Annotated in this window: 17 protein-coding genes; 11 read left to right on the top strand and 6 right to left on the bottom strand. The window is 67.0% G+C overall.

Translation table 11 applies throughout. The features are described from left to right. Positions 1-128: 128 nt before the first annotated feature. Positions 129-2,138 carry an acetate--CoA ligase gene (acs, locus tag ACQCSV_RS17160; RefSeq protein ID WP_426938870.1) on the bottom strand — a complete coding sequence of 670 codons (2,010 nt, stop codon included), beginning with the start codon at positions 2,136-2,138 and terminating at the stop codon, positions 129-131. 405 nt (positions 2,139-2,543) lie between these two features. Between acs and ACQCSV_RS17155 the strand changes: the two genes are divergently transcribed. Genes ACQCSV_RS17155 through ACQCSV_RS17145 form a run of 3 tightly spaced genes read left to right on the top strand, consistent with a single transcriptional unit; the run spans position 2,544 to position 5,322 of the window. Next, positions 2,544-3,815: a hypothetical protein gene (locus ACQCSV_RS17155; protein ID WP_426938869.1), complete on the top strand. Its 1,272-nt coding sequence runs from the start codon at positions 2,544-2,546 to the stop codon at positions 3,813-3,815. Between the two features lie 8 nt (positions 3,816-3,823). Beyond that, positions 3,824-4,648: an endonuclease III gene (gene nth, locus ACQCSV_RS17150; RefSeq protein WP_426938868.1), complete on the top strand. Its 825-nt coding sequence runs from the start codon at positions 3,824-3,826 to the stop codon at positions 4,646-4,648. Then, positions 4,645-5,322, top strand: a complete 678-nt coding sequence (locus tag ACQCSV_RS17145) for a CoA pyrophosphatase (RefSeq protein WP_354154585.1) — start codon at positions 4,645-4,647, stop codon at positions 5,320-5,322. The genes nth and ACQCSV_RS17145 overlap by 4 nt, the downstream gene beginning before the upstream one ends. Positions 5,323-5,330: 8 nt before the next feature. Here ACQCSV_RS17145 and ACQCSV_RS17140 read toward each other — a convergent pair whose 3' ends face one another. Both ACQCSV_RS17140 and ACQCSV_RS17135 read right to left on the bottom strand, forming a co-directional pair. Further along, entirely contained in the window at positions 5,331-5,531 is a 201-nt protein-coding gene (locus tag ACQCSV_RS17140) for a DUF1508 domain-containing protein (RefSeq protein WP_354160309.1), read from the bottom strand. A gap of 143 nt (positions 5,532-5,674) precedes the next feature. After that, positions 5,675-7,387, bottom strand: a complete 1,713-nt coding sequence (locus ACQCSV_RS17135; protein ID WP_354222423.1) for a bifunctional 3'-5' exonuclease/DNA polymerase — start codon at positions 7,385-7,387, stop codon at positions 5,675-5,677. Between the two features lie 199 nt (positions 7,388-7,586). Between ACQCSV_RS17135 and ssd the strand changes: the two genes are divergently transcribed. The 7 genes from ssd (at position 7,587) to ACQCSV_RS17100 (ending at position 12,975) form a co-directional block, all read left to right on the top strand. After that, a complete protein-coding gene (gene ssd / locus ACQCSV_RS17130; protein ID WP_354154587.1) occupies positions 7,587-8,828 on the top strand; it encodes a septum site-determining protein Ssd in 1,242 nt (413 codons plus the stop codon). Continuing rightward, the gene (locus ACQCSV_RS17125) at positions 8,825-10,078 is read left to right on the top strand and encodes a TadA family conjugal transfer-associated ATPase (RefSeq protein ID WP_426938867.1); all 1,254 of its coding nucleotides are present in this window, start codon (positions 8,825-8,827) and stop codon (positions 10,076-10,078) included. Before ssd ends, ACQCSV_RS17125 begins: the two co-directional genes overlap by 4 nt. Continuing rightward, on the top strand, positions 10,075-10,956 hold the full coding sequence (locus ACQCSV_RS17120; protein ID WP_354222421.1) for a hypothetical protein: 882 nt from the start codon (positions 10,075-10,077) through the stop codon (positions 10,954-10,956). Before ACQCSV_RS17125 ends, ACQCSV_RS17120 begins: the two co-directional genes overlap by 4 nt. Next, positions 10,953-11,561 (top strand): type II secretion system F family protein, encoded by a 609-nt coding sequence (locus tag ACQCSV_RS17115; RefSeq protein ID WP_354154589.1) that lies wholly within the window; start codon positions 10,953-10,955, stop codon positions 11,559-11,561. The genes ACQCSV_RS17120 and ACQCSV_RS17115 overlap by 4 nt, the downstream gene beginning before the upstream one ends. Before the next feature lie 171 nt (positions 11,562-11,732). Then, positions 11,733-12,095 (top strand): DUF4244 domain-containing protein, encoded by a 363-nt coding sequence (locus ACQCSV_RS17110; RefSeq protein ID WP_354154590.1) that lies wholly within the window; start codon positions 11,733-11,735, stop codon positions 12,093-12,095. Beyond that, positions 12,092-12,619 (top strand): TadE family type IV pilus minor pilin, encoded by a 528-nt coding sequence (locus tag ACQCSV_RS17105; protein WP_354154591.1) that lies wholly within the window; start codon positions 12,092-12,094, stop codon positions 12,617-12,619. The genes ACQCSV_RS17110 and ACQCSV_RS17105 overlap by 4 nt, the downstream gene beginning before the upstream one ends. Then, a complete protein-coding gene (locus tag ACQCSV_RS17100) occupies positions 12,616-12,975 on the top strand; it encodes an Rv3654c family TadE-like protein (RefSeq protein WP_354154592.1) in 360 nt (119 codons plus the stop codon). Before ACQCSV_RS17105 ends, ACQCSV_RS17100 begins: the two co-directional genes overlap by 4 nt. On the opposite strand, the gene ACQCSV_RS17095 is transcribed toward ACQCSV_RS17100, so the two are convergent. Continuing rightward, a complete protein-coding gene (locus ACQCSV_RS17095) occupies positions 12,948-15,377 on the bottom strand; it encodes a DEAD/DEAH box helicase (RefSeq protein ID WP_354154593.1) in 2,430 nt (809 codons plus the stop codon). The two genes, ACQCSV_RS17100 and ACQCSV_RS17095, sit on opposite strands and share 28 nt — an antisense overlap. A 27-nt stretch (positions 15,378-15,404) precedes the next feature. Continuing rightward, on the bottom strand, positions 15,405-16,097 hold the full coding sequence (locus ACQCSV_RS17090) for a GNAT family N-acetyltransferase (protein WP_354154594.1): 693 nt from the start codon (positions 16,095-16,097) through the stop codon (positions 15,405-15,407). A 275-nt stretch (positions 16,098-16,372) separates the two neighbouring features. On the opposite strand from ACQCSV_RS17090, the gene ACQCSV_RS17085 reads away from it, so the two are divergent. Beyond that, entirely contained in the window at positions 16,373-17,266 is an 894-nt protein-coding gene (locus tag ACQCSV_RS17085; RefSeq protein ID WP_354154595.1) for a rhodanese-related sulfurtransferase, read from the top strand. 570 nt (positions 17,267-17,836) lie between these two features. On the opposite strand, the gene ACQCSV_RS17080 is transcribed toward ACQCSV_RS17085, so the two are convergent. Then, the gene (locus tag ACQCSV_RS17080; RefSeq protein WP_354154596.1) at positions 17,837-18,274 is read right to left on the bottom strand and encodes a hypothetical protein; all 438 of its coding nucleotides are present in this window, start codon (positions 18,272-18,274) and stop codon (positions 17,837-17,839) included. Between the last annotated feature and the right edge of the window lie 99 nt (positions 18,275-18,373).

The raw sequence follows: 18,373 nt of genomic DNA, 5'->3' as shown, positions 1-18,373 counted from the left end.
CTCCCAGCATACGGCGACGGCGCCGCCCTCCCCACCGTCCCCCTAACCTCGCAAGCTCGGTCAGGGAACCCGGACGGTGTGGGCCCAGGTGAGAAGCGCCGTCGTCGGGCTTTCTTGGCTGCGAAGCGTTATTTCCGGAGCGACTGCGCGATCTGCTGCATCACTGTGGTGTCCGCCAATGTGGTTGCGTCACCGGATTCGCGGCCCTCAGCGATGTCCTTGAGGAGGCGGCGGACGATCTTGCCGGAGCGGGTTTTGGGCAGTTCCGGTACCACGAGGATGGTTTTGGGTTTGGCGATGGGCCCGATTTCCTTGCCCACGTGGTTGCGGAGTTCCTGAACGATGGCGTCGCCGGTGTCCACGGCGTCGCCGCGCAGGATGACAAACGCGACGACGGCCTGGCCGGTGGTTTCGTCCGCGGCGCCCACAACGGCGGCCTCGGCCACGGAGGGGTGGGACACCAGGGCGGATTCGATCTCGGTGGTGGAGAGCCGGTGCCCGGAGATGTTCATAACGTCATCCACGCGGCCCAGGAGCCAGATGTCGCCGTCCTCGTCCTTCTTGGCGCCGTCGCCGGCGAAGTACATGCCTTCGAAGCGGGACCAGTAGGTTTCCTTAAACCGTTCGGGGTCGCCCCAGATGCCGCGGAGCATGGCCGGCCAGGGTTCGCGGATCACCAGGAAGCCGCCGTGGCCGTCCGGCACGGATTCGCCCTGCTCATCGACGACGTCCACGGCGATGCCGGGCAGCGGGACCTGGGCTGAGCCGGGCTTGGTGGCGGTGACGCCGGGCAGCGGGGCGATCATCTGGGCGCCGGTTTCGGTCTGCCACCAGGTGTCAACGATCGGTGCTTTGTTGCCGCCGATGACGTCCCGGTACCACATCCAGGCTTCGGGGTTGATGGATTCGCCCACGGACCCGAGGACCCGGATCGAGGACAGGTCGTACTTGTCCGGGATCTCCCGGCCCCACTTCATAAACGTACGGATGGCCGTGGGGGCGGTGTACAGGATGGAGACCTTGTACTTCTCGATGATCTCCCACCAGCGTCCCTGGTGCGGGGAATCAGGGGTGCCTTCGTACATCACCTGGGTGGCGCCGTTGATGAGCGGCGCGTAGGCGACGTACGAGTGGCCGGTGACCCAGCCGACGTCGGCCGTGCACCAGTACACATCCGTTTCTGGGTGCAGGTCGAAGACAGCCTTATGGGTGTAGGCGCCCTGGGTGAGGTAGCCGCCGGTGGTGTGCAGGATGCCCTTGGGCTTGCCCGTGGTGCCGGAGGTGTACAGGATGAACAGCGGGTGCTCGGAGTCGTGGCCTACGGCCTTGTGCTCCGGGGAGGCCAGTTCCACGGTGTCCGCCCACCAGTGGTCCCGGCTTTCGTGCCAGTCCACGTTCTGGCCGTTGCGCTTGACCACCACAACGTTCTGGACCGTGTGCCCGTCGACAGCGAGGGCCTCGTCCACGGCGGTCTTGAGCGCGCTGGGCTTGCCGCGGCGGTAGGTACCGTCCGCGGTGACAACCAGCTTGGCCTCGGCGTCCTCGATCCGGGAGCGCAGGGCGTCTGCGGAGAACCCGCCGAACACCACGGAGTGCACGGCGCCGATGCGGGCGCAGGCCAGCAGCGTGATGACGGCCTCCGGGATCATGGGCAGGTAGACAGCAACCCGGTCACCCTTGCCAACGCCGAGGGACTCGAAGGCGTTCGCGGCCTTCTTGACCTCTTCGGTGAGCTGGGCGTACGTGTAGGTGCGGGTATCCCCGGGTTCGCCCTCGAAATAGATGGCCACCCGATCGCCGAGGCCGTTCTCCACATGGCGGTCAAGCGCGTTGTACGCGGCGTTGACCTCGCCGCCCACGAACCATTTGGCGAACGGCGGGTTGGACCAGTCCAATGCCTCGTCGAAGTCTTTGCTCCAGGTGAGCAGCTCGCGGGCCTGCTTCGCCCAGAAAGCCGGGCGGCCGGCGTCGGCCTCTGCGTAATCAGCGGCGGTGACAACGGCGTCGGCAGCGAACTCGGGGCTGGGGGCGAAAGTGCGGTTTTCGTGCAGCAGGTTTTCAAAGGCGTCGCCCTGCTGGTCTGCCCTCACGGAAGCCGCGGGGGCGGTGGCCGTGGAGCCGGGAGTGTCCTGAGACATGGTGAACCTCATCATTCATCGGTCTTTAAGCGGCTGCCGTCGCCCGGCCGTGCTCCGTCGCTTGCGCGGCATCGGGCAGCGGCCGATCACGGACATTCCGCAAAGAGCTGTTCCGGAATCAAGCGTAATACGCGCCGGGGCAACCATGTGTTCGCTGTCACAGAGGCGCCCGCGAACGGCGTTTATTTAGCGTTGAATGGTTAGCGGACCCTGCGAACCGGCGGCCCACCGCTGCGGATCGGCTAGTGATCGGCCATGCGGTTGACTAGGCTGAGATTGAATTGTGAGTTTCCACGGAGTTGTCGGATCCGGTGCTGCACTGCCGGGCCTGGCCGTTGCCGCCGTTTCGGATGGCACAGTTTTGGGACATAACCGTCCCGGTGCCGCCACGCTAAGGAGTACAGAATGAACCAGCAACGCTTCGGCCAGAAATTTGGCCGCGCAACCGGGGCACAGGCTGGGACCACCCCGGAGGAGGGCTCAGCGAAGGGCGCACAGAAGCCGGCCAGCGCCAAGCCGGGCACCACCAACCAGGCCGTGCTGGGTCCATTCACGCTCCGGGACCTGGCCGTTTTCGCCGCGACCGTCATTCTGCTGGTGGCCTCGCTGCTGCCTATTTTCTTCGGCCGGTTTAATCTCTGGAATGCAGGCAGCCTGTTCTTCCTGGGCCTCGGCATTGTGTTGCCGCTGATTGTCTCGGCACTCTTTGTTGGACGCCGGCTCGCTCCCGCGACAAGAGTCCGCATCGGCTCGCTGTCCGTTGACCAGTTCGCGTCTGTGGTGGCTGCCTTTGCGCTGGCGTTCTTCTTCGTGTCTGCGGCCGCGGCCTATGTTCCCAGCCTGTTGGTGGGCTTGGTCGGTTCGGTGGTGCTGTTCGCGGGGACCGTGCTGAGTCGGTATATCCCTCACTTCGCCGGCGACTTTCTGGGGCGCGACGAATCACCGGCCCATGTGATGGCCCGCGAGTCGGCTGTGCCGTTGCCCAGGCCGCACACGCCCAAGGAACCCAAGCCTGAGGGCTCGCCCGTCCCGGCAGCTTCCGCGGCTTCCGCCACCCCTGCCGCTTCGGCTGGGGCCTTCTCCTCCCCGGCTGCGTCAGCAGCAGTCTCCTCCGCTCCGGAGGTTCAGAAGTGGACCGCCGCCGGCCACCCCGGCCCCGCAACCCAGGCCGCCGACGTCGTGCCTTCCCCAACAGCGACGAACGCTTCAGTGACGCCCGCCGTTGAGGAGACCACTGCGGGTGACACCCCGACGGCGGCTGCGGCTCCAGTTGAATCTGCGCCGACTGCTGCTGCGGCCGCGTCCGCCGCTGCTGCCCCTGAAACGGCGTTTCACGACGCCGGCGCGGGTGACCCTGCCCCGGCTCGCCAAGCTGCCGCGGAACCTGCGGCGACGGCCGTGCATCAGCAGGTGCGCAGCGTGGAGCCCATCGGCGCCACCGTGGATCCGGCTTCCAGGCCGGAAGAATCGTACGAAGAGCCTGCGCAGGAGGCATTCTGGTTTGCCGTGGCGCAGCACCGTACAGCGGTGGACGCCCAGACCGGCGCCCCCGCCTTTGTGATCGAACCGGGTGGCTGGGTACTGGCCCTGGAAGACCGCGGCCACGAATTCCTGGTCCAGCACACCGACGGCCGCGTGGGCGTGCTGCGCGACCTCAGCAACATCGAGCGCGGCTAACCAGGCCTGTGGCCCCCTCCCGTAGACCCGGATCCGGCCCGGCTGCAGCAGCCCCGGAGTCTTTGCTGGCGTTGAAGCGCCGGGCGCGACGGATCAACAAGGCATTGGCGGAGAAGTACCCGTATGCCCATGCTGAGCTGGATTTCCGGAACCCATTCGAACTGGTGGTGGCCACGGTCCTGTCGGCCCAGACCACCGATGTGCTGGTCAACCAGGTCACCAGGATCCTGTTTGCGCGCTACCCGGACGCCCGGGCTTTGTCCGAGGCCGATCCCAACGAGCTCGAAGCGATCCTGCAGCCCACCGGCTTCTTCCGGGCCAAAACGAAGAACGTGATGGCGCTGAGCACGCGCCTGGTGGACGAGTACGACGGCGTGGTCCCCGGCCGGCTGGAGGACCTCGTGACGCTGCCGGGAGTGGGGCGCAAAACCGCCAACGTGGTGCTGGGCAATGCTTTCGGTATCCCCGGGATCACAGTGGACACGCACTTCGGCCGGCTCGCACGGCGCTTCGGCTGGACCACCTCCGAAGACCCGGTGCAAATCGAATTCGACGTTGCTGGACTGTTTGAGCCCAAGGACTGGACCATGCTCTCGCACCGTGTGGTGTTCCACGGGCGGCGGGTGTGCCACTCACGGAAGCCTGCCTGCGGCGCATGTCCGGTAGCGAACTGGTGCCCCAGCTACGGGTTGGGCGAGACTGACCCTGCCAAGGCTGCCAAGCTCCTTAAATACGAACTGGCGCCCGGGAACGAACTTCTCCTGAACCGGTTGCTGGCCGAAACACACCGCGCCGCTGAAATCCGGATGGAATCACAGAGGCGGCTCCCATGAGCGCACGCCAGGACCTGATCGACCTGGTGCTCAGATCGGACAGCGGCGACGTCACCGCTCCGAACACTGCCTGGGCGGCCCTGACCGTGGATGAAGCCCTAGCCCGCAAGGCGGCAGTCCTGATGCTTTTCGGTGTACTGGACGACGTTCCGGCCGCCTCTGGCAGACCCCTGGCCGCGGCGGATCTTGATGTCCTGCTGCTGGAACGCGCGCACACCCTGGATTCCCATCCCGGCCAGGTTGCCTTTCCCGGTGGCACCATTGACGCCGACGAAACCCCCGTAGCCGCTGCCCTGCGCGAAGCCGAAGAGGAGACCGGGCTGGACACCGCAGGGGTGGAGGTTCTGGGAACGTTGCAGGAGCTTGGGCTGGCCCGCAGTAACTTCCTGGTGACGCCGGTGCTCGGCTGGTGGGCGGCGCCGTCGCCGGTGCAGGTGGTTGACTACGCCGAATCCGCCCAGGTTTTCCGGATCCCCGTCCGGGACCTGCTGGACCCGGCCAACCGGGTGACAGCCACGGCCAGCCGCGATGGCAGGACGTTCAGCAGCCCCGCGTTCGCGGTCAGCGGTGTGCTGGTCTGGGGCTTCACCGGGATCATTCTGGATGGCCTTTTTGAGCAGCTGGGCTGGGCGGTGCCGTGGGACCGGACCATGCTGCACGAGGTGGTTTTCTAGCACCGGGCTTAGCTGGTGGTGACTGGTTGCTGCCGAAGATCAACAACAATGCCCGTGGCCGCGTTTTCACGCAAGGCCTTGATGCCGTCCTTCAGGGCCCCGAGATGCTTGAAGTCGGGCGAAACTGCCACGATGTTGCCGTTTGAGTCGGTGAGCCTGAGCCGATAGCACTCGTCACTTACCCGATGTATTTCAAACCTGCCCGCCATAGGCCGGACCTCCCCTGATATGCGTCTTTGCATGAATAGCTGGAGCGTCTGTTTCAGTCGCTCTTCTGATGTAATCATGGTCACAGAGGTTCCGACCAGCTACTCGCGGGTAGGTTTTTTGGGCCACTTAGTGGGGCCAATTGCTACTTTGCGTTGTCGTATGAGTCCACCACGGCCATGCTGACGGGGAATTCCACCGGGATGGGGCCGAACAGCAGTTCCTTCGCGGCGGCGGCAGCTTCCTCGATGGCCCGGATGCAGGCCTGGACGCCGGCCTCGGGGGCGTGGACCATCACCTCGTCATGCAGGAAAAACACCAGTTCCGCCTGAACGGAACCGTCGGCACGCAGGGCCCGCAGCCGCCGTCGTAATTCCGCCAGCCAGCACGCCGCCCAGTCAGCGGCGGATCCCTGCACCACAAAGTTGCGCGTGAAGCGGCCGCGGGAACGGGCAATCGATTCCGCGCGGCGCTGCTCCTCGGCCGTGGCCGACTGCTGGCTCCGGAACCACCCTTCCGACGGCGGCGGGCTGCTCCGGCCAAGCCTGGTGGTCACGGTGCCGCCGGCCGCGCCGTCCCGCGCCGCCTGCTCCACAAAGCCAACGGCGCGCGGGTAGGTCCGTGCCAGCTGTGGCATCAAGCGCCCGGATTCGCCGGTGGTGGCGCCATAGATGGCGCCCAGGAGGGCGATTTTCGCATTGGCGCGGTCGCCGCCGAAACCCTGGGCGGCGATGCCTGCGTACAGGTCCTTGTCGCGCGCCGCTCCAGCCATTTTGGAGTCCTGCGCCAGCGCCACCAGCACCCGGGGTTCCAGTTGGGAGGCGTCCGCGACGATGAGTTTGTGGCCGGGATTCGCATGGACCGCGCCACGGATCTGGCGCGGGATCTGCAAGGCCCCGCCGCCCCGTGACGCCCAACGCCCGGACACGACGCCGCCCACCACATACTCGGGCTGGAAACGGCCGTTGGCCACCCACGCGTCCAGCCAGGCCCAGCCGTTGGCAGTGTGCAGGCGGGACAGTTTCTTGTAGGCGAGAAGCGGTTCAATGGCAGGGTGGCTGGACTCCATCAGCTCCCACTGCCGGGTGCTTTTCACCTCGATGCCGTTGCGGTGCAGGGCGCGCATCAGCTCCTGCGGCGAGTCCGGGTTCAGTCCGGGCGAGTTGAGCAGTCCCCGAAGCTCGGTACTCAGGGCCTCCAGCTTCGCGGGGCGGTGACCGGACGGAGGGCGCGGCCCGAGGTAATCGGCGAGGATCTGCTCGTGCAGGTCCTCCCGCCAGGGAACACCGGTGTGCTGCATCTCGGCGGCGATCATGGCGCCAGCGGATTCGGCAGCCAGCAGCAGCTGGAGCCGCTTCCGCTTGTTTTCGTCCGGAGCCGCATCGGCCAGGGCTGCTTGTTGCGCGGCGTATTCCGCGCGGAGCTCCGCCAGTCCTTGCCGTGGGGCACGGTGGCGGACGTCGTCAAAGAGGGCCCCTTGGTCCGCTGGCGGGGGCGGCGGCTGCAGGGCGCGGGGCAGCGCCTGGGGATCGTCGAGGGGTTCCTTGTCGGCGTTCCGGGCGTACTCCGTGTGGGCCGTGAACTGTGAGTACGCCAGGATATTGCCGCACAAACCTAGGTCATAGCAGCGCTCCAGCTCCACGCCTGCCGCCAGCAGCGCGGGGTACCAGTCCTGGGTCCGCTTCCAGATCCAGCGGGGCGGGGTCTCGCGGGGACGGTTCTCCAGTTGGCGTACAACGCCGGCCAGCTCGCTTGCGCTGATCAGGCGCGGCTCGGGGCGGTCTGGGTGCGGATCGCCCGCCTGGGTGACTTGTTGGAGGGCTGCGCCGTGGGCGTGGGCGGCGAGCAGCAGATACATAGGCCTAATTCTGCCCTGTGGCGGGGGCTCTGTACGCCGTGGCGGAGCGCCAGAAGGAAGTTGGCCGCACCGAAGCGGCACTGGTCCGCAAGGCGAGGCAGGCCGGTCTGCCAGGTCCGGTCCGGGTGTTCGGGGGAGTTGTCCACATACGGCGGCATGCCCCTGTTACCTTCACCTGAGTGCGGTGGAGAGTGGCTGCATGAGCAGGCACCAGCAATCTCCACCCCCTTCCGAGCGGTCTTCCACCCAGCTGTCCCGCGCCCGGCCCTCACCTTCCCCCGGATCTGACTCCGTTGGTTCCCAGTCCCGTGATTCCAGGTCAGGTGCTTCCACGTCCCGTGCGCCTACCTCGGGACGGGCCGCGGGAGCCTGGCTACCGGACCCCGCTGGTGCCGAGGTGCTCCTCGTCACCAGCTACGACTTCCTGCAGGGCGAAGTGGAACGGATCGTGGCTGCCGCCGGCGGCCAGTTGCGGGTGGTGACGGAAGTGGCTGACGCCGCCAAATACTGGGACGCCGCGGCCGCCGTGTTGGTCGGGAGCGATGTCCGTGAGCTGCCGCCGCGGCGACGTGCCCCTGCCGTGTTGGTGGGCCTGAACGGGGAGGGGGACAGCCTCTGGCACCTGGCTACAGCCCTCGGAGCGGAGCGGGTGGCGGTACTGCCGGATGCCTCGGCCTGGCTGGCCGAGTACCTGAGCCGGTCTCGGTCGCCCGAAGCGGGAGGACTCGTCCTCGGGATAACAGGGGGCTGCGGCGGTGCCGGGGCCACCACCGCGGCAATCTGGGTCGCCCAGGCGGCGGCCGGGCTGGGTGTGCGTGTATTGCTCGTTGACGGAGACCCGTGGGGCGGCGGCCTGGAACTGGCGCTGGCGGCTGAGGCGACGCCGGGGCTGCGCTGGCCTGATCTGTCCGACGCGAGCGGAAGCATAGATCCCGAGCAGCTGGCCGATTCACTGCCGGTCGCCGGCGGGTTTTCTTTCCTGTCCTGGCCAGGCAGCCGCGACCGCCAGACGCCGGTGGATGCCGCCACCACAGGCGGCGTCCTGGATGCGGCCCGGCGGGGCTATGAGCTGGTGGTGGTGGACATCGGACGGAGCGCCGAAACCGTGCGGATGTTCGCCTGGGACTGTGACCGCATACTGGTGGTTGTGCCGGCGCAGCTGAAGGCCGCGGTGGCCACGGCCCGGCTGCTGCACGAACTTCCTCCGGTCGAGGCGGCCCTCCTGGTTCGGGGAAAGGCCGGCGCCGCACTGGACGGCGGACTGATTGCGGACGCCGTCGGACTGCCGGTCCACGGCCGGGTTCCGGAGCTGCGTGGCGTTACGGCGGCCGGGGAAAACGGACGGCTCCTGGACGTGGGCAAACGGCGGCCCGTCAGGCATTTCGCCGCCTCAGTGCTCGATCTGTTGGACGGCGACATCCCCAGCGGAGACCTGCCGTGAGCGAGCGGCAGCCAGTCCCGCCGCCGTCGCCCCAGGAGCACCGGACGGGGGCACGCCGTCGGCAGGCCCGGGTCCTCGATCCGCGATTTTTGGATTCGTCACTGTTGGAAACCGTCCGTGAATCAGTCATGGCCGATGCCGGACCTGTAACGCCGTCCCGGGTCGCCGCCGCCGTCCAGGCCACCGGGCGGCTGCTGGGGACTGGCGGCTCCCTCGCGGCTGTGGAACGGATCAGCGCCGAGCTGAACGGGCTTGGCCCACTCCAGGAACTGACGCGGGACGTCCACGTCACCGACATCTTCGTCAACGCCCCGGACTCGGTCTGGATCGACCGGGGTCAGGGCCTCGAACCGGCCAGGGTTTCCTTTTCCGGTGAGGCGCAGGTGCGGGCCTTGGCATCACGGCTGGTGGCCGCCGGCGGACGGCGGCTGGATGACGGGTCCCCGTGTGTCGATGTCAGGCTCGACGGTGGCTACCGCGTCCACGCCGTCCTGCCGCCGATTTCGACAGCCGGCACTCTGCTGAGTGTCCGCATCCGGCGGGAGCAGGTCTTCTCCATGGACGAACTCCGTGCCGGCGGCATGTTCGGCGGCGTGGTCCGGGACGTCCTTGAAGGCGTGGTTGAACAGCGGCTGAGTTTCCTGATCAGCGGGGCCACGGGTTCCGGGAAGACCACTCTGCTTTCCACCCTGCTGGGGCTGTGCTCCCCGGCAGAACGGCTGGTTCTGATCGAGGACGCGTCCGAACTGAACCCCGTCCATCCGCACATTGTTTCGCTCGAGTCCAGGCACGGAAACCTCGAAGGCGGCGGCGAAGTGGACCTGGGCGAACTCGTCCGGCAGGCACTGCGGATGCGGCCGGACCGGCTAGTGGTGGGCGAATGCCGCGGTGCCGAGGTCCGGGAGCTCCTGACCGCCATGAACACCGGCCACACCGGCGGGGGAGGAACCATCCACGCCAACACTGCCACCGCCGTCCCGGCCCGCCTGACAGCTTTGGGCGCACTGGCCGGCATGGGCCAGGACGCCGTCCGGCTGCAGGCAGCCAGTGCCTTGGACGTCGTGGTCCACGTGGAGCGGTCCAGCCGCGGGCGGCATGTTGCCTGCGTGGGTGTGGTGCAGGACTGTCCTGGCGGGCTTACCGTGGTTCCGGCGTTGGAGACCACGCGTGGTCAGCTCGGCACCGGTCCTGCCTGGAAGACGCTGAGCTCGAGGTTGGGACTGTCTCCCGCGGCGGGTGTCGCGGCATGACACTTCTGTTGGCCGTGGTCCTGGGGCTGGCGGTCGTGCTCCTCTTCAGCCCGCCCGGAGGTGCCACCGGCCGTTTCCGGCGGGCCTTGACGAGTGCAGGACCAGGCCTCGCCTCGCGGGTTCACTCCGGGGCCGGTGGCAGCAAAACGGGCGGCACGTGGCGCAACGTCCTCCGCGCACGACCGAAAAGCAATGACCTGTCCTTGACCCTTGTGGTGCAGCAGCTTGCTGCGCTGCTCAAGGGCGGCCGCACTCCGGCACGGCTCTGGGATGAACTGTGGCTGGTCCACGGTGGCCGTCCGGAGCCAGGTTCAGCAACGACGAACGCAGGTTTACGCGCATCGCAGGACCCGGCAGGAAGGGCGGAACCATCACGCGGGCCAGCGTCCAGTCGCAGCGGTCCGAGCCTCAGCCCAGGTTCCCTGGTGATGCTTGGCGCCGTCCGGGCAGCAGCGTTCCGGGGCGCACCCGTGTCTGAAGCGATCAGGAAAACCGCTCAGGCGGAGTATTCGCGCGCCGACGGCAGGGAGTTACGGATCTGGTGCGAGCTGGCCGCCTGCTTTGATATCGCCGAAGCCAGTGGCTGTCCGCTGGCTGATGTGCTGGCGCGGTTTGCCGCGCAACTCGAAGTGGAAGACGATGCCGAGGCCGCACGGCAGACGGCCCTCGCCGGACCGAAAGCCACGGTGGGTCTCCTGACGTGGCTCCCGCTGATGGGGCTGGGCCTGGGAATAGCGTTGGGCGTGGACCCGTTGGCCATCCTGATCGGGACCCCGCTGGGACTGGCGGCGCTGGCAGCGGGAGTGGGCCTCACCATCGCCGGAAGAATCTGGTCTGCCCGCCTGGTCGGTGCTGCTGCCGGGGCCGGTGTGCCATGACGGAGGTTCTTGTGCCGGGGCTCGCTGTGGCAGTTGTTCTGGCTGCGGCCGCTTGCCTGGCCCTTTCGCAGCCAAGCCGGGTCCGGAAGCGGCTGGTCGGGCTCCGAGGTGAAGTGGGTGCAGGGTCGCCGGGGGCCGATGAAGCCTTCACACAACGTGGACGTCTGCACGGATTGCGTGACTCGGCCATGATGCTTGAGCTCGTGGCGGCGATGCTGGACGCGGGGTCAGGCATCGGGCGGTCCCTGGAACTCGTCGCTGCCTCGGCCTCGACGGACTACGGCAAGGCGCTGCGTCCCGTGGTGTCAGCGCTCGCCATCGGGGCCGACTGGGAGACAGCCTGGCGCAGTTCCGAAGTCCGGCTTCCCGAAATCCTGGAACTGCGTGACGCATTGGGATTCGCCGCCCTGACCGGAGCGCCGTCGTCGGCGATCCTTTACGCGCAGGCCGCGCGGCTGCGCCGGGAAAGATTCCGTGCCGCGGAGAAACGGGCGGCCTCCCTCGGCGTGAAGCTGGTCATTCCGCTGGGCCTGTGCTCGCTCCCGGCGTTCATCTGCCTGGGCGTTGTTCCGGTCCTGCTGGCACTGGTGCCGTCCGGGTCCTGAGCGCGGGATTTGAGCTACGGTCCATTCCTCCACACCCCGTCCTGTCCTCCACAATCCGCTCAAAGCCGCGCTTATCCACTTACGGGTTGTTGGCCCTTACCGAGACTTCCGCAGCCGGGAAGAGTCGAAGCAGCCGGCAACTCGGCCGGAGCACAGAAGGGAAATGTCACTATGACCATCATCGAAAACAGCCTTTCCGCAGCACCTGCACCGGAGTCCAGCGCCGCACCTGCGGGCACCGCACCACGGGACCCGGGAACCCGCTCCGATGCGGGATTGGGAGCGTGCACCTGCCAACGACAGGAATCCACGGAGCCCGCTGGCAACGTTGTGGAGCTTTACCCTGGTGCCAGCGAGCGGTCGGAGCGCCGCGGCAGGCTTTCAGCTTCAGAAGCCGGAATGGCAACGGCCGAATACGCCATCGCCACCCTGGCCGCTGTGGGCTTCGCCGGACTCCTCGTCTTCATTCTCCGTAGCGACGAAGTACGCGGATTCCTGTTGAACCTCATCCGCACGGCGCTGGCCTTGCCGTGATTCTGTCGCCGGCAGCGCTGCAACGTCCTAATGACCGGAGCAGCCGCCGTGGGCCGGGGAATGCCCGCGGCGCCGTAACGGCGGAGTTCGCGGTAGCGCTGCCGGCGGTACTGTTGCTCCTCGCCCTGCTTTTGGCCGGAGCCTCCGCAGGCGTCACCCAGCTCAGGCTCGAGGAAGCGGCGCGGGCCGGCGCCCGGGCGCTGGCCCGCGGTGAGGACCCTTCCGCGGTGCAGGGGATCGTCAGGACGTTGGCGGGGACGTCGGCAACGGCGTCCGTTGCGGCTGACGGCGAATGGCTCAGCGTCACGGTGGCTGACGGTGTGGGCGGACCCCTGGGGGCAACAGTGCCCTGGACGCTCACAGCCACGGCCACCACGCGGGGCGAAACGCCCGCCGCCAGCGGCGATCTTCAGCCGCTGGTACTGCCAATGCCGGCCACGATGAACGGATACCTTTTCAGGCTGGCACAGTCTGCGGACGAACGGACCGAACACATCCGGGCCCCCGAAGTGGAGCCGTCGTGAAGAGGCAGCCCGGGGACAACCCGGACCGCGGTTCGGGAACAGTCCTGGCCGCGGGACTGGCTTTGGTTGTCATCATGGCGATGGCCCTGCTGCTGTTGTTCGCGCAGTCCGCGGTGATGGCCAGCAGGGCAGCGGCGGCGGCGGACCTCGCCGCCCTTGCCGCGGCCGATGCCCTGCGCGGGATCACGTCCGGCGACCCCTGCACGGTGGCCGCAGAGGTGGCGGCCCGCAATGCTGCAGCACTCGTCAGCTGCACGGAAGGGGCCGGTCAGACCGTCGTGGTGCAAACGGAGCTGAATGCAGGGACTCTGGTTGGCGCCGCCACCGGTCAGGCGCGGGCCGGGCCGCCGCCCTGAGCGGATGTGGTGCTGAACGGCTCCGTGCTGGCAGGGACTTCGGCACCGCGGGGAGGCATTTCACGGGCGTCCTTGAGGAGGACATCGATGAGCGTGACGGCGGCAGCCTTGTCCAGCGGATTGTTCTTGTTCCCGCATTTGGGGGACTGGACGCAGGAGGGGCAGCCCGAATCGCACTCACACGCCTTAATGGCGTCGCGGGTCGCCGAAAGCCACACCTTTGCCTTATCGAAGCCGCGTTCGGCAAAGCCGGCACCGCCGGGGTGTCCGTCATACACAAAGATGGTGGGCACGCCTGTGTCAGCGTGGATGGCGGTGGACACCCCGCCGATGTCCCAGCGGTCGCTGGAAGCCACCAGAGGCAGGAGGCCGATCGCTGCGTGCTCGGCGGCGTGCAGGGCCCCCGGGAACTGCGCCTCGATGAGCCCGGCGCCCGTCAGCGTACGGTTCTCCACCACAAACCAGACCGCCTTCGTGAACAGGTCCCGGGCGCCCAGCTCCAGCGGCTCCTCACCCAGGATTTCATTTGAAATCAGGGCCTTGCGCTGAAAGGAAACCACCTGCGTTGTCACCTTCACATCGCCGAAGTGCACGGCAACATCGCCCCAGTGCTCAGTCCGGAGTGTGTCGAGCACTTCGATCTGGGTCACGTCCCGGGCCGTTGTGTAGTAGTCGGGGTTGGTGCGCCGGACCACCACGCAATGGTCGTCTTCGTTCAGTTCCTCCACCACATAGCTTTCGCCCTGGTGTACGTAGATGGCCCCCGTGTGCGCCTGGTAGTGCGTCTGGGGCGAGTCCATCGTCCCGAGCAGGGAGCCGGTGTCGGCGTCGACGATACTCACCGGCCCGCCGCCGTCGGCACGGAGGTTCACCATGGCCGCAGCGCTCTGGGAGTGCGTCCAGAACCAGCCCGCCGGCCGGCGCCGCAGATACCCCTGCGCCACAAGCTGGCCCAGCAGCTTCTCTGCTGTGCTGCCGAACAGGCCCAGTTCAGCCATGCCCAGCGGAAGCTCCGCGGCAGCGGCGCAGAGATGAGGCCCCAGCACGTACGGATTGGACGGGTCAAAGACGGTGGCCTCTACCGACACGTCGAAAATCGCCTCCGGATGGTTCACCAGGTAGGTGTCGAGCGGATCATCGCTGGCCACAAACGCGGCGATGGCATCCTGGCCCGCGCGCCCTGCGCGGCCGATCTGTTGGAACAGCGACGCCCGGGTGCCTGGCCAGCCCGCCACCAGGACGGCATCCAGCCCGGAAATGTCGATTCCCAGTTCGAGGGCGGACGTGCTTGAGACACCCAGCAGTTCACCGGAGCGGAGGGCCTTTTCCAGGGCCCGGCGTTCTTCTGGAAGGTACCCGGAGCGGTAGGCGGCCACGCGTTGCGGCAAGCTGGGATCCACTTCGTCCAGAAGGCGCTTGGTGATCGAAGCGATCGTTTCCGCACCGCGGCGGGACTTAATGAAGGCAATGGTCCGGATCCGGGACGAGACCAGGTTCGCCAGCAAGTCCGCCGTTTCGGCAACGGCGGTGCGTCGTTCGTTGGCGCCGTTCTCGCCCTTGAGCTCGGTCAATGCGGGTTCCCAGAAAGCTACCGTGGTGGAGCCGTGCGGTGAGCAGTCCTCGGCAACGGCCTGGACCGGCGCCCCGATTAGGCGTCCGAACGATGTGCCCGGCTCCGATGCCGTGGCAGAGGCGGCGATGAACACCGGACCGGGATGGGCAGCCCCTGCGCCGTAGTACGCGCAGATGCGGCGCAGCCGGCGCATCAGGTTGGCCACATGCGAGCCGAACACGCCGCGGTAGCTGTGGGCCTCATCCACAATCACGTATCGCAGCCGCCGGAAGAAGCTGGCCCACCAGGCGTGATTGGGCAGGATGCCGAAGTGGAGCATGTCAGGATTGGCGAGGATGAAATTAGCGTGGTCCCGTATCCATCGGCGGGCCGTGGGGTCGGTGTCTCCGTCGTAGGTCTCGGCCCGCACGGTGGGCAGTTTCAACGAACGGATGGCTGCCAACTGGTCAGCGGCCAGCGCCTTCGTGGGCGAGAGATAAAGGGTCACGGCGCCGTCGTCGTGGATCTTTCCCGGTTCGGAGAGCACGCCCAGTTCGGAGCGGTGGATGGCGTCAATCGCCGGCAGTTGGTAGGCCAGCGACTTGCCGGAGGCGGTGCCGGTGGCAATGACCACATGCTCGCCGCCGTGGGCCAGGTTGGCGGCCTGGATCTGGTGCCGGTACGGCTCGTGGATGCCGAGGGAACCATAGGCGGCCACGAGATCCGGGTGCGCCCACTCCGGCCATGGTTCGTGGACAGCCTGCCGGGCAGGGATGATGCGGACATGACGCAGCTGCTCCGGGTCCGGGCCTCGGCCCAGCATTGGAATCAGGGAGTCATGGGGGTTCACCCCAACATTCTTTCACCCGGGAAAAAATCACCCCACGGAAAGGTCTGCGCCTTCGTCGGACGTGGAGAGCATCAGCACGTGGCAAACAGTGGACCAGCCCAGGTGGGAGTACAGCTTCTGTCCGTCGAGGGAGGCCAGGAGCAGGCCGCTTTCCACATCCGGTCCGATGGCCTGTGCGGCCAGGGCCTTCATGATGAAGCTGCCCAGGCCGCGGCGCTGGAACGTCGGTTGGACTATAATCTTGTCGAATACAGCGGTCTCGTCCACCACAAAAACCCTGCCGCTCGCCGCCACCGTGTCACCTGAACGGACCACCGCGTGGTGGACGCCGTCGAGTTCGGAGGTGACCAGGTTCAGGTCATCGTCGGAGAGCCACGGATCTTCCGTATCCTGGGTGGACATGTCCACAATCATCATGGCCTGCGAGGCGGACGTGACGTTCAGACCGTTCTGCTGGGCCAGCGCCGTGAAGCGGGCAACGTCATTGGTGAGGATGTTCAGGACCCTGGCCGGCGCCTCGACGGTCTTCGCAGCCAGGGCAGTGAACTCGTCAGCGGAGGGGTCATGGGCGAAGTACTCCCACTCCCCGGTGGTGTCGGCCCGCAGTGCAGCGGGGAAGCGGCCCTCAACTGATGTCTGGTAACCGCGGCAGCCGGCCCAGCCAGCTACCCAGACTTCAAGAAGGCGTGTGATGTCTTCAACCAAGGCGTCCGGACTCATGTCATGAGAGTATTCCAGCCCCGACACAAGCAACAGGGGTAGGGTGCCCCGATGCGACTTGCTTATGCAATCGTGACCGGACAAGTCTGACGCATGCACGCCACGATGGATCCGTCCAGGAACACCTTGCCGCTGCCACTTCTGGTCTGTGGTGCAGCACTGCTGGCGGCGGTGGGCGGCGCCCTGAACAGGCGCGGCGCCGCCATCGCAGCGGGCCAACCATGGCCCCGGCCGCACGCGGGCCCGGTGCCCGGCAACCCAGTACCCTTAAATACGTGGCTTTGAATCGAATTGTGCTCTTTTACGGCTTTACCCCCATCGCAGATCCGGACGCGGTGCGGCTCTGGCAGCGTGCCCTGTGCGAAAAACTCGGGCTGACCGGACGCATCCTCATTTCCAGGGACGGCATCAACGCCACGGTGGGCGGCGAGATAAGCGCGGTCAAGCAATACGTCAAGACCACCCGCGAATACAAGGGCTTCCACGGCATCGACGTGAAATGGTCCGACGGCGGCGCGGCAGACTTCCCGCGGCTGAGCGTTAAGGTCCGGGACGAGATCGTCTCCTTCGGCGCGCCCGGTGAACTCAAGGTGGATGAGCACGGCGTGGTGGGCGGCGGCACCCACCTCAAGCCCGAAGAACTGCACGAACTGGTAGAGGCCACGAAACAGGCCGGCGAGGACGTGGTGTTCTTCGACGGCCGCAACGCCTTCGAAGCCCAGATCGGCAAGTTCAAGGACGCGGTCGTCCCCGACGTGGCCACTACCCACGACTTCATCAAGGAGCTCGACTCCGGCAAGTACGACGCCCTCAAGGACAAACCCGTGGTCACCTACTGCACCGGCGGCATCCGCTGCGAGGTGCTCTCCAGCCTGATGGTGAACCGAGGTTTCAAGCAGGTGTACCAGCTCGACGGCGGCATCGTCCGCTACGGCGAAACGTTCAAGGACCAGGGCCTTTGGGAAGGCTCGCTTTACGTGTTCGACAAGCGCATGCACCTGGAATTCAGCGAGGATGCTAAAACGATCGGTGCGTGTGTCCGCTGCGCCTCTCCCACCAGCAAGTTCGAGAACTGCTCCAACCCGAGCTGCCGCACTCTGACGCTGTACTGCGCCGAGTGTGCCGCCAGCCCGGAGACGCTTCGCTGCCCCGAAGGCTGCGCGGCCTGAAACGCGCGTGGCCGAAGGGGCCGGGCCGGCCTGGATCCGGCAGGCAGCAAAGTTCACAGCCGGGACAGCCGGTAGGCGCTGTGGCGCCGGTCCGGATTTCTTTGGCCCGCAACAGGCCGAATTCCCTGTGCGCCACCTGCAGCCCGGTCCCCACTTGGGACTCAACCAGCCAGGCCTCCATTTCGGCCTCTCTGACGGGATCGTTCCGCCACAGGTCTGCGGGTGGCCCCGGCTCGGTCACCTCCGGCGCCGCCGGGGCCTCGGCGGGACGCCACCCTTCGTCGTACGTGTATTCACATCCGGCGAGCGCAGTTCCGGCCACAAGGGCGCCCGCCGTCCAGAGTACGACGGCGGCCCTCACCCGGGTGCGCACGGAGACTGACCGGGACGGGCAAGCGCCCGGACGACGTACCGCACTGCGGGGCGGCGGCGCCCCCTGCGTTGCGGGCATACTCCGACTCTATGCCCGGCCCGGACGCCAATCCAGAGCCTCGAGTAGGTGACGGGAAAGCCGGTCAGGCACGGGGGTTAAGGACTGCTGCTTGGGGCAGGGGCTGGACTGACTGGCGACTACCCCGCGGTTACCAGTTGGTAAGCGTAGATCACCGGCGCGTCAACGCTGGAGGCACTGAGCTCCAACGGCCCGGATTCCGGCAGAGTTATTTTGCGGGACTCCGGCGTGCCGTAGCAGGCCGCTCCGAGGTCGGCAAGCGCTTTGCCGCCGGACCGCACTGCGAGGAAGGCCTTGCCGCCGCCTTCGCAGACAAGTGTCAATGTGTACTTGCCTGCCGGCACAGTCTCCCCATGATCAATGGGCTGGGCGTTGAGAATCCTGCCAGAGTCCTCGGCAACAATGCCGCTGGCCGATGGCATCGCGGTGGCCTTCCAGGCCGGCACGTCGGCGTTCTCGACCGAAAGCTGCTGCGCGCAGCCGGAGGCGCCCAGGAGGACAGCTGCTGCCGCCACGGCGGAGAGGGCGCGCGGCAGGGAGGAAGGAAACAGAACCATGCTGCCAATTTACCCGGCCCCACCCGTGCTCCGTGATTCAGACCCTTGACCTAGACGCTACGTCAATATTTATCGTTGAACCATCAGCCGGATCACAAC

It is taken from the genome of Pseudarthrobacter sp. S3 (assembly GCF_050156905.1).
In the GTDB taxonomy this organism is placed as follows: Bacteria; Actinomycetota; Actinomycetes; order Actinomycetales; family Micrococcaceae; genus Arthrobacter.
The sequence above is the reverse complement of the archived record's forward strand: the minus strand, read 5'-3'. Positions and strand labels throughout refer to the sequence as shown.

Coding starts and splice junctions, on each gene's coding strand:
- acs (WP_426938870.1), bottom strand. CDS start 2,138: ATGTCTCAGGACACTCCCGGCTCCACGGCCACCGCCCCCGCGGCTTCC.
- ACQCSV_RS17155 (WP_426938869.1), top strand. CDS start 2,544: ATGAACCAGCAACGCTTCGGCCAGAAATTTGGCCGCGCAACCGGGGCA.
- ACQCSV_RS17145 (WP_354154585.1), top strand. CDS start 4,645: ATGAGCGCACGCCAGGACCTGATCGACCTGGTGCTCAGATCGGACAGC.
- ACQCSV_RS17140 (WP_354160309.1), bottom strand. CDS start 5,531: ATGGCGGGCAGGTTTGAAATACATCGGGTAAGTGACGAGTGCTATCGG.
- ACQCSV_RS17135 (WP_354222423.1), bottom strand. CDS start 7,387: ATGTATCTGCTGCTCGCCGCCCACGCCCACGGCGCAGCCCTCCAACAA.
- ssd (WP_354154587.1), top strand. CDS start 7,587: ATGAGCAGGCACCAGCAATCTCCACCCCCTTCCGAGCGGTCTTCCACC.
- ACQCSV_RS17120 (WP_354222421.1), top strand. CDS start 10,075: ATGACACTTCTGTTGGCCGTGGTCCTGGGGCTGGCGGTCGTGCTCCTC.
- ACQCSV_RS17115 (WP_354154589.1), top strand. CDS start 10,953: ATGACGGAGGTTCTTGTGCCGGGGCTCGCTGTGGCAGTTGTTCTGGCT.
- ACQCSV_RS17110 (WP_354154590.1), top strand. CDS start 11,733: ATGACCATCATCGAAAACAGCCTTTCCGCAGCACCTGCACCGGAGTCC.
- ACQCSV_RS17090 (WP_354154594.1), bottom strand. CDS start 16,097: ATGAGTCCGGACGCCTTGGTTGAAGACATCACACGCCTTCTTGAAGTC.
- ACQCSV_RS17080 (WP_354154596.1), bottom strand. CDS start 18,274: ATGGTTCTGTTTCCTTCCTCCCTGCCGCGCGCCCTCTCCGCCGTGGCG.